Source organism: Duganella sp. sic0402 (assembly GCF_019219065.1).
Classification (GTDB): Bacteria; Pseudomonadota; Gammaproteobacteria; order Burkholderiales; family Burkholderiaceae_D; genus Rugamonas.
Window position 1 is genome coordinate 623,447 of sequence record NZ_JAHUWK010000001.1, and the last position, 9,998, is coordinate 633,444.

At 64.1% G+C, this 9,998-nt stretch carries 9 protein-coding genes; 7 read left to right on the forward strand and 2 right to left on the reverse strand.

The window, feature by feature from the left end; genetic code table 11:
* The first annotated feature begins 4 nt into the window (after window positions 1-4).
* Window positions 5-1,378, forward strand: coding sequence for a DUF2799 domain-containing protein (locus KW842_RS02715; protein ID WP_218302534.1), 1,374 nt, complete (start codon window positions 5-7; stop codon window positions 1,376-1,378).
* On the opposite strand, the gene KW842_RS02720 is transcribed toward KW842_RS02715, so the two are convergent.
* Window positions 1,375-3,564: a TonB-dependent siderophore receptor gene (locus KW842_RS02720; RefSeq protein WP_218302535.1), complete on the reverse strand. Its 2,190-nt coding sequence runs from the start codon at window positions 3,562-3,564 to the stop codon at window positions 1,375-1,377. The two genes, KW842_RS02715 and KW842_RS02720, sit on opposite strands and share 4 nt — an antisense overlap.
* Before the next feature lie 119 nt (window positions 3,565-3,683).
* On the opposite strand from KW842_RS02720, the gene KW842_RS02725 reads away from it, so the two are divergent.
* The 6 genes from KW842_RS02725 (at window position 3,684) to KW842_RS02750 (ending at window position 8,332) form a co-directional block, all read left to right on the forward strand.
* Window positions 3,684-4,853 carry a PepSY domain-containing protein gene (locus KW842_RS02725; RefSeq protein WP_218302536.1) on the forward strand — a complete coding sequence of 390 codons (1,170 nt, stop codon included), beginning with the start codon at window positions 3,684-3,686 and terminating at the stop codon, window positions 4,851-4,853.
* Window positions 4,850-5,035 (forward strand): hypothetical protein, encoded by a 186-nt coding sequence (locus tag KW842_RS02730; RefSeq protein WP_218302537.1) that lies wholly within the window; start codon window positions 4,850-4,852, stop codon window positions 5,033-5,035. The genes KW842_RS02725 and KW842_RS02730 overlap by 4 nt, the downstream gene beginning before the upstream one ends.
* Window positions 5,036-5,110: 75 nt before the next feature.
* On the forward strand, window positions 5,111-6,052 hold the full coding sequence (locus KW842_RS02735) for a phosphate acetyltransferase (protein ID WP_218302538.1): 942 nt from the start codon (window positions 5,111-5,113) through the stop codon (window positions 6,050-6,052).
* 4 nt (window positions 6,053-6,056) lie between these two features.
* Complete coding sequence (locus KW842_RS02740) at window positions 6,057-7,250, forward strand: acetate/propionate family kinase (protein WP_218302539.1); 1,194 nt, start codon at window positions 6,057-6,059, stop codon at window positions 7,248-7,250.
* Window positions 7,247-8,023, forward strand: a complete 777-nt coding sequence (gene fabI, locus KW842_RS02745; protein ID WP_218302540.1) for an enoyl-ACP reductase FabI — start codon at window positions 7,247-7,249, stop codon at window positions 8,021-8,023. Before KW842_RS02740 ends, fabI begins: the two co-directional genes overlap by 4 nt.
* 12 nt (window positions 8,024-8,035) lie before the next feature.
* Window positions 8,036-8,332 (forward strand): RNA-binding protein, encoded by a 297-nt coding sequence (locus KW842_RS02750; protein ID WP_218302541.1) that lies wholly within the window; start codon window positions 8,036-8,038, stop codon window positions 8,330-8,332.
* Here the strand turns inward: KW842_RS02750 and KW842_RS02755 are convergent.
* On the reverse strand, window positions 8,329-9,990 hold the full coding sequence (locus tag KW842_RS02755) for an FAD-dependent oxidoreductase (protein WP_218302542.1): 1,662 nt from the start codon (window positions 9,988-9,990) through the stop codon (window positions 8,329-8,331). The two genes, KW842_RS02750 and KW842_RS02755, sit on opposite strands and share 4 nt — an antisense overlap.
* Window positions 9,991-9,998 lie beyond the last annotated feature (8 nt).

Sequence of the window (9,998 nt, forward strand, 5' to 3'; positions counted from 1 at the left end):
GGCCATGAAAACCTCATTGCGCCTGATTCCCCTGTTGTTGCTGCTGGCCGGATGCCAGTCCCACATGCAGCGTGTCGCTGATTGCAAGGCCGGCGACTGGCAAGCCATCGGCCATAAAGATGGCTTGATGGGGGAGCCGGCCAGTTATGGCGAGCGCAAGGACTTCTGCGACGACCATGCCGGCAAGCCTGCGGCCACCGATGCGGCCGCGCGCTACGCCGCTGGCTGGACGCAGGGGAATTGGGACGCCTGGCATGCGCTGGGCAGCCATGACGGTGTGCAGGGCGGGCAGCCGCAATTCGCGCGCGCCGCCAACACCGACGAAATCCGCAAGCACAAGACGCCGCTGAACCGCGCCGCCTATGACGCTGGCTGGACCGAAGGGAATTCGCGCTACTGGCAAAATCTCGGCCAGCGCGAAGGCACGGCCGGCATGCCGCTGACGCAGAAGGAAGTCAACCGCGATAACGCCGGCGCAGCGCAGCTGCGCTTCGATGACGCTGCCTACATCGATGGCTGGCGCGCCGGCAACCGCACCTTCTGGGCGGACGCCGGCGTCAGCGACGCCCGCAATGGCACACCCGATGCCGAATTCCGCAACCGCGCCGTTGCAGCGCGCCGCGCTGGCGTCGACGTACAGGAAGAAGCGTATCGCACTGCCTGGAAGACGGAGATCGTCAACTATTGGCGCAATCTCGGCACGGCGGACGCCACCAGCGGCAAGGAGTTTGGCACACGTGGCCGCGAAGCCAAGGCCAAGGGCTTGAAAATCCACGAGCAGGAATACCGTCAGGCCTGGGAGACGCGCTTGACGGAATACTGGCGCCAGACCGGCGCCGACGACGGTTACGGCCATCCCTATCAACTGGAAGAACGGATGGCCAACGCCAGCCGCGCCGGCGTGTTCGTCATCCCGGCCACGCGCGACACTTACACCAACGCCTGGCGGCAGGAAAACGCCCGTTACTGCACGCCGGACAACGTGTTTGAGCGGGGCCGCAGCAATGTGGGCATGGCAGTGGAAGTGTGCGCGCCGGCTGTGCAAAGCCAGTTAAAGCACGCGTATGTCAGCGGCCAGGATTTTGAGATCGCCGCAGTAAAACGCCAGCAAGCGCTGGCCGATGCGAACGAACTGGCCAGCCGCCTGCGCGATGGCTACGCGCGCCTGTCGCGACTGGAGCGCGATATGCGCGCCGCCCAGGAAGCGAAAGACCGTCCCACCAATGAGGAAACGGCCCGGCAGGAGCGTCGCCGCGAACAAGAACGCCGCGAGCTGATCGACTATCTGCAACGGCTGGAGCGCCAGCTGGATGAGGCCCGCCGCTGGGCGGACCGTCATGACCAGCAAATGCAGCGCCTGCGCCGCGAGATTTATTAGAAGCCGACCGTCGCCGACACCGACACGGTGCGCGGCGCGCCCAGGATCAGGTAGTTCGAGTTAGGATAGCCGCCAGCGGAAGCCCAGTAGCTCTTGTCGGTGACGTTGTCCACGCGCGCGCGGAAGGTCACGTCGCGCTCCATGATGCGGGTGGCGTAGCTGGCGCCCAGATCCAGGCGCGTCCATGACGACAGTTTCTGTGTGTTGGCCGCGTCAGCATACTGCGACGAGGTGTAGACTGTGCGCGCATTCAGGCTCAGGCCGCGCACACCCGGAACATCCCAGTCGGCGCCGAGGTTGACTTGCGTGTCAGGCACGCCAATCACGTCCTTGCCCTGATTGAGCGCGTCCTTGGTCACGCGCTGGGAAGCATCCAGCAGCGTCAGGCCGCCCAGCAGGCGCAGCCCGCGCAGCGGCATGCCGTACACAGTCATCTCCAGGCCCTGGTTGCGCTGCTCGCCGTACACGCCGAAGTAGCTGTTCTGCACATAGGCCGATGGCTGCTTGGTGCTGAATACGGCGGCCGTGGCGCCCAGCGTGCCCACTTCATACTTCACGCCGATTTCCTTTTGACGGGACACGTACGGCGGGAAGATCACGCCGTTGTTGAGAATGCCGTTGCCGGATGCGGTCGGGCCTTGCTGCAGGCCTTCGATATAGTTGGCGTACAGTGCCACGGCCTTCACCGGGCGGTAGACGATGCCGGCCATCGGCGTGACCTTGGTTTCCGCGTAGTGGGCGTTGGAGACGCCGCTATTGTAGTCGTAGCCTTCGGCCTTGATCGACTGATGGCGCGCGCCGACAGTCAGCAGCACTTTATCGTCGAGCATCGACAGCGTGTCCGCCAGCGCGTAGCTGGTGAAGATGGTCTTGGCAGTGACGCCCGGCGCGTTCAATACGCCGCCGGTGAAGAAGTTGGCCGGTGGGGCGGTGACGTTCACCGGCGCGTAGATATTGGTGGCGATGCCGCCGAAAGTGCTGAAGGCATAAGCGTTCTTCGATTCCATCCAATAGCTGGAGGCGCTGGCGCTGATGCTGTGGCCAACACTGCCGGTGCGCAGCCTGGTGCGCAGGCCGACTTCGCCGGTGCGCACATTGTCGTGGCGGACGTTGTCGAAACGGTAGGCATTGGCGGTGCCGTCTGCGGCGGTGACGGTCGGCTCGGACAGTACGTTGTTCTCGTCGCCGCTGCGCGCGCCGAAGGCGGCCCACGCCACGGTGTCCTTGTTGATGTCCCATTCGCCGCGCAGGGTGCCGAAGGTGTCGCGCTCGTTGGAGTGGGTCCAGTCCTGCGCCCAGTTGCTGCTGCTGTCCGGTACGGCCGGCAGTGCGATCACGCCGCTCGGCGTGACGGCCGGACGTGGCGAGGCCAGTTTGTGGTCCTGGTAGCCCAGGTCCGCGGACAGGCGGAAGCCACGGCCCTGGTAGTCCAGGCCGACCGAAGCGACGCTGAGTTCACGGTGTTCCTTGTCGACGCTGGTGTCGCCGTCGCGGCGCGCGACGTTGACGCGGATGCCGGCGCGGTTCTCTTCGCCAAAGCGGCGGCCGATGTCGGCGGCGGCGTAACCCTGGCCGCCGCTTTCCACGCCGACCGTCACTTGCGTCAGCGGCGCATTGCCGGCGCGTTTAGGCAGCAGGTTGATCGAGCCGCCGATGCCGCCGCCGCCTGGCGCCGCGCCATTCAGGAAGGAGTTCGCGCCACGGAAGACTTCTACGCGTTCCAGCAACTCGGATGCCACGAACTGGCGCGGCAGCACGCCGTACAAACCGTTATAGGCCAGATCGTCCGAGCTGACCGCGAAACCACGAATCACATACAGCTCCTGGAAGTTGCCGAAGCCACGCGCCACGCGCACCGACGGATCGTTTTGCAGCACATCGGCCACACTGCGCGCCTGCTGCTCCTGGATCAGGTCCGAGGTGTAGTTCAGCGAGTTGAATGGCGTGTCCATGATGTCGACATTGCCCAGCAAACCCACGCGGCCGCCACGCGCTACCTGGCCGCCGGCGAAGTTGCGCGACAGGCCGTTGGCGGAAGCATCGGCGGAAGCGTTGATGACCACCGTCTGCACCTTGTCATCGGCGCCCGCCGTTGCGGCGGATTCGGTTTGGGCTTGGGCGCTGGCAGCAGCCAGCAACATGGCGGCGAGGGCTAGGGGAGAGCGTTTCAGGTTGTAGGTTTGCATGGTGATTTACTAACTATATGAGAATAGTTCTCATTATAATCCTGGCCCGGATTTTTTGCTTTAAATGAGAGTAATTTGCATTATCATTGTAGTTTGAGTACCGCAACCTGGATAATTAAATGACACCGACCAACGTCCGTCGCTGGGCATGGATACATAAATGGAGCAGCCTGGTCTGCACCGTGTTCATGCTGCTGCTTTGTATTACCGGCCTGCCGCTGATTTACCATCACGAGATTGATCACGCGCTGGGCAACGCCATCGAGGCGCCGGCGATGCCGGCCAGTACGCCGATGGCCAGCATGGACGAGGTGATCGCCGCCGGCAAAGCGCTGTACCCGAACAAGATCGCCATGTATCTGTCGCAGGAAGCCGACGAACCGGCGATCTGGTATCTGACGATGGGCGACCATCCGACCGACGAAAAATTCAAATCCATTGCTGTGGACGCGCGTAGCGCCAAGGTGCTGGGCGAGCCTGGCTTTGAAGGCACTTTTCTGGGGGTGATGTTCCACCTGCACGTCGACCTGTACGCCGGCTTGTGGGGCAAGCTGTTCCTCGGCTTTATGGGCCTGTTGCTGGTGATCGCGATCATCTCCGGCGTGGTGCTGTACGCGCCGTTCATGCGCAAGCTGGAATTCGGCGAAGTGCGCCGCGAACGCGGCCCGCGCGTCAAGTGGCTGGACCTGCACAATATGCTGGGCATCGTCACACTGACCTGGGCGTTCGTGGTCGGCGCCACCGGCATGATCAACACTTGGGCCGACCTGATGCTGAAATACTGGCAGTACACCGAGATGGCGGAAATGGTCGCGCCATACAAAGGCCTGCCGCCGCCTGCTCAGCTTGGTTCGATGCAGAAGTCGCTGGATAACGCGGTGGCTGCGGAGCCAGGCATGAAGATCGGCTTTGTCGCCTTCCCAGGCACGCCGTTCACCAGCCCGCACCACTACGGCATTTTCATGCGCGGCAACGAGGCCTTCAGCTCGCGCCTGTACAAGCCGGTGCTGGTTGATGCGCAAACCACCGAGATCACCGACCGCCGCAACCTGCCATGGTATCTGACCGGCCTGCTGATTTCGCAGCCGCTGCACTTCGGCGACTACGGTGGCGCGTGGATGCAGTTCCTGTGGGCGGCGCTGGACGTGATCACCATCTTCGTGCTGGGCAGCGGGCTGTATTTGTGGCTGAAGCGCGGCACACCCGCACCGGCGCGCAACGTGGTGAAAGAAGAAGACGCGCTGGTGCAAGTGGCGCCGGCACTGGCAACGGAAGGGGAGGCACGATGAGCAGCCCATTCATGCGCATGTGGGGCGCGCCCATCCTGCTGGCCATCCTGACCACGGTTGGCCTGATTTCCGCGCTGTTGGGCGATGGTGTATGGGACTATGTCTCGGCTGTCGCGCTGGGTCTGCCGGTACTGTTATGCATCTGGTTCGGCTTGCGACGGAAGAAACAAACAGTTTCTTGATGCAACGCACAAAAACTGATTGCTTTATTTGCGCTGATTGTTATCATTTCCGTGCTGTCCTATAGAGGAGATCGCATGGAAAGACTGCACCCGCACTACGATAGATTGATCGCTGCAGCGCGTCATGCCGGCCCGGCAACCGTCGCTGTAGCCCACCCATGTGACCGCAATGCGCTGGAAGGCGCGCTGGACGCGGCGCGCATGGGTTTGATTAACCCGATACTGGTCGGCCCCGTGGACCGCATCCGCGAAGTGGCCGACGCGGCCCACCTGGATATCTCGGCGCTGCCGATTGTCGATACCGAACACAGCCACGCCTCTGCGGCCCGGGCCGTGCAGCTGGTGCATGAAGGCCAGGCCACCGCGCTGATGAAGGGCAGTCTGCATACCGATGAATTGATGGGCGCCGTGGTCGCCACGGCCACCGGCCTGCGCACCGCGCGCCGCCTGAGCCACTGCTTCGTCATGGACGTGCCGGAGCGCGCCGAGCCGCTGATCATCACCGACGCAGCCGTCAACATCGTTCCTACGCTGGCCGACAAGGTCGACATCGTGCAGAACGCCATCGACCTGGCGCATGTGCTGCGCTTCAATCCGGTCAAGGTGGCGATACTGGCCGCCGTGGAAACCGTTAGCGCCAAGATGCCGTCCACGATCGACGCCGCCGCGCTGTGCAAAATGGCCGACCGTGGCCAGATCACCGGTGCGCTGCTGGATGGCCCACTGGCGATGGACAACGCCATCGACCCGCAGGCGGCCGCCATCAAGCACCTGGTATCGCCGGTGGCCGGCCAGGCCAACGTGCTGCTGGCCCCCGATCTGGAGGCGGGGAATATGCTGGCCAAGAGCCTGACCTTTATGGCTGGCGCCAGCGCCGCCGGCATCGTGCTGGGCGCGCGCGTACCGGTAATCCTCACCAGCCGTGCGGATACTGTACAGGCACGCCTGGCCTCGTGTGCGGTGGCCGTACTGGTGGCGCACAGCAAGCTGTCTGGCTCGCGTATTCTCGGGAGCTGACACCATGCAGGCCAACGATAGCGTCATCGTCATCAATGCTGGTTCCTCCAGCATCAAGTTCTCTATGTATAGCGGCCCCGCGCTGGACCTCACCATGCGCGGCAAGATAGAAAACCTGTACAGCGGCGTGGCGCATTTCATTGCGCAGGACGCCGGCGACCGTGTGGCAGGGGAGCGCTATTGGCGCGACGGCCCGCTGGATCACGAAGGCGGCATGCGCTTCCTGATCGACTTCGCGCAAACGCATCTGGACGGCCACCGCGTGATTGCAGTCGGCCACCGCATTGTGCACGGCGGCGTCGCCCACAGCGGCCCGCAGCGGCTGGATGCGGCGCTGGTGGACGAGCTGGAAAAGCTGGTGCCGCTGGCGCCATTGCACCTGCCGCACAACCTGGCGCCAGTGCGCTCGCTGATGGCGATGGCGCCGCATGTGCCGCAGATCGGCTGCTTCGACACCGCTTTCCACGTCGGCCAGCCAGCCGAGGCGCAGGAGTTCGCGCTGCCCGCCGAGATTACCGCATTGGGCGTGCGCCGCTACGGTTTTCATGGCCTGTCTTACGAGTACATCGCCAGCGTGCTGCCGCAGGCGGAACCAGGCCTGGGTCACGCACGCGTGGTGGCGGCCCACCTGGGCAACGGCGCCAGCATGTGCGCCATGGACGGTGGTCGCAGCGTCGCCAGCACCATGGGCTTTACCGCCGTTGACGGCCTGCCGATGGGCACCCGCTGCGGCGCGCTCGATCCGGGCGTGGTGCTGTATCTGATGCAGGAACTGGGCATGGACGTGGCGGCCGTGCAAAAGCTGATGTACCAGCAATCCGGCCTGCTGGGCGTATCCGGCATTTCCTCGGACATGCGCACGCTGGAGCAGAGCGACGATCCGCGCGCCAAGGCGGCGATCGCGCTGATGGTGTACCGCATCGGCCGTGAACTGGGCTCGCTTGCTGCCGCGCTGGGCGGACTGGACGCGCTGGTGTTCTCCGGCGGCATCGGTGAGAACAGCGTCGCCTTGCGCGCCGCCGTCTGCCGCGACGCCGCCTGGCTAGGCGTGCAACTGGACGAAGCCGCCAATGCGGCCAAGCCACGCGGCATCGCCCGTATCAGCAAGGCTGGCAGCAAGGTCGGTGTGTGGGTGGTGCCCGCCAACGAAGAACTGATGATCGCGCGCCATGCGCTGGACGTCGTGGAGGTCGCATGAGTACTGACATCATCTATCCCATCCTGACCGGCAAGCGCGCGCTGGTGGTCGGTGTGGCCAATGAGCATTCCATCGCCTGGGGCTGCGCGCTGGCCTTCCGCAAGCTGGGTGCGGACGTGGTGCTGACCTATCTGAACGACAAGGCACTGCCGCATGTCGCGCCGCTGGCCGAGCAAATCGGCGCGCAGCTGCTGCCGCTGGACGTCACCCAATCCGGCCAGCTGGAGGCAGTGTTCGCTACGCTGGCTGAACAAGGCAAGCTGGATATTCTGGTGCATTCGATCGCCTTCGCGCCCAAGGCCGACCTGCAAGGCGGTCTGCTGGAATGCTCGGCCGAAGGATTTTTGCAGGCGATGGACGTGTCCTGCCATTCCTTTGTGCGCATGGCGCGGCTGGCGGCGCCGTTGATGAAGGAGGGCGGCAGCATGTTCGCCATGAGCTATCACGGCGCAGACAAGGTGGTCCCGAACTACAACGTGATGGGGCCGGTGAAGGCAGCGCTGGAAGCGTCCTGCCGCTACCTGGCTTACGAGCTGGGACCGCGCGAGATTCGCGTGCACGCTATTTCACCCGGCCCGTTGCAAACCCGCGCAGCATCCGGCCTGAAAGATTTCGACCACCTGCTGGCCGAGGCGGTGACGCGCGCGCCGCTGGGCGAACTGGTTGACATCATAGATGTCGGCAACACCTGTGCCTATCTGGCCTCGCCGTACGCCAGGCGGCTGACCGGCAGCACCGTGTATGTGGATGGCGGCCTGAATATCATCGCTTGAAAGGAGCGGCATATGCAAGTTATTTTGTCCGGACTGCACGGCGACGCCTGTGAAGTCAGCATCGCCGAGGACCTGGCGGTGTATTTTCACGTCAGGAATGTCAGCATGATCAGGCAGGGCATGGACGATAATCCATGGGCGCTGATCGAAGTGGCGGATTCCTATGAGCGGGTGTGGAATGTGTGCAATCAGCTACGCGGGGTTTTCCATCGCGGTAAAAAGCTGCACCTGTACATACCGCTGCACCAGGAAGACGTGTTCCACGAATTTCACGAACTGGAAGCGCATCACCGCATCAACTTCCGCTAGCTGCGATGGGCGAGGAAGCCGTGGATCTGCGACACCACGGCCGCGCCTTCGCCGACCGCCGCCGCCACGCGCTTGGTTGAGCGGGCGCGCACGTCGCCGATGGCGAATACACCCGGAACGCTGGTTTCCAGGTGGGCGCGTTCGTGGGAATGCTCTCCCGGCACGTCGGAACCGGTGAGAATAAAGCCCTTGTCGTCCACCTGTACACCGCAGTCGCCCAGCCAGCCGGTGTTCGGGTCCGCGCCGATGAACAGGAATACGCGGCAAATGTCATGGTCTTTTTCAAGCCGGCTGCGGTTGTCGCGCACGCGTACCCGGCGCAAGCCATCTTCCTCGTTGCCTTCCAGCGCCACGATTTCCGACTCCACATGCAGTTCGATATTGGGCGTGGCGGCGATGCGTTCGATCAGGTAGCTGGACATGGTCGAGGCCAGGCTGTTCTTGCGGACCAGGATGTGCACCTTGGCCGCATGGCTGGACAGGTACACCGCCGCCTGACCGGCCGAATTGCCGCCGCCGACCAGTATCACTTCTTCGCTGGAGCACATGCCGGCTTCCAGCGGCGAAGCCCAGTAGTACACGCCGCGCCCTTCGAACAGCTTCAGGTTGGCCAGCGAAGGCCGGCGGTAGCGTGCGCCGCAGGACAGCACCACGCTGCGGGCCTGCAGCAAGGTCAGGCTGCCGCACATCTCCACTTGCAGCGGATAGGTGTCGCACAGCAGGCGGCCCGCCGGCGCGGGAATCGCCAGCTTGACGCCGAATTTCTGCGACTGCACGAAGGCGCGGCCGGCCAGTGCGCCGCCCGATATGCCGGTGGGGAAGCCAAGGTAGTTCTCGATGCGCGCGCTGGCTGCGGCCTGGCCGCCATAAGCGCGGGTTTCCAGCGCCAGCACCGACAAGCCCTCCGAGGCCGCGTACACGGCAGCGGCCAGGCCGGCGGGACCGGCGCCCACGACGATCACGTCCCATACCACGTCCGGGCTCAGTGGAGGCAGCGTGCCGAGACAGCGGCCCAGGTCCACCGTGGTGGGATTTTTCTTGACGCCGCCGTCCGGGCAAACCGCCAGCGGCCAGTCCTGCGGCCCCGGCTGATAGTGTTCGACCAGCGCGCGCGCCTGTTCGTCGCACTGCGGATCGAGCACACGGTGCGGCAGGCCGTTACTGGACAGCCATCCCTGCAAGGCATGCAGCCGCGCATGGCCAGGCGGGGCAACCAGCACCACGCCGCCGTCCTTGTTATCCAGCTGCTCGACGCGGCGCAGGATGAAGGCGCGGACGATGCGCTCGCCCAGTTCCGCGTCGGAGATCAGCAGGGCGCGCAGTTCTTCGGTACTCAGCGCCAGCACTTCAACATCGCCCAGCGCATGCACATTGACCAGCGGCGGCGCACCTGCCAGCTGGCTGATTTCGCCAATAAACTCGCCCACATCATGTTCTGTGATGACGGAGCTGTTGCCCAGTCCATCATACCGGCTAACCCGGACGCGTCCTTTCAGCAGCACATATATGCCGAAACTGCTGCGGCCCGCTTCGACCAGCTGCTCACCTTCGCGGAAGCAGACCAGATTCCCGAAGCGGTGGATGCGCTTGATCTCCGCTGGTGTCAGCTTGGGCAGCGCCTGGGCGGTGCGGGTTTTGTAGGTGTCGTAGATGGCCATGACCGTAG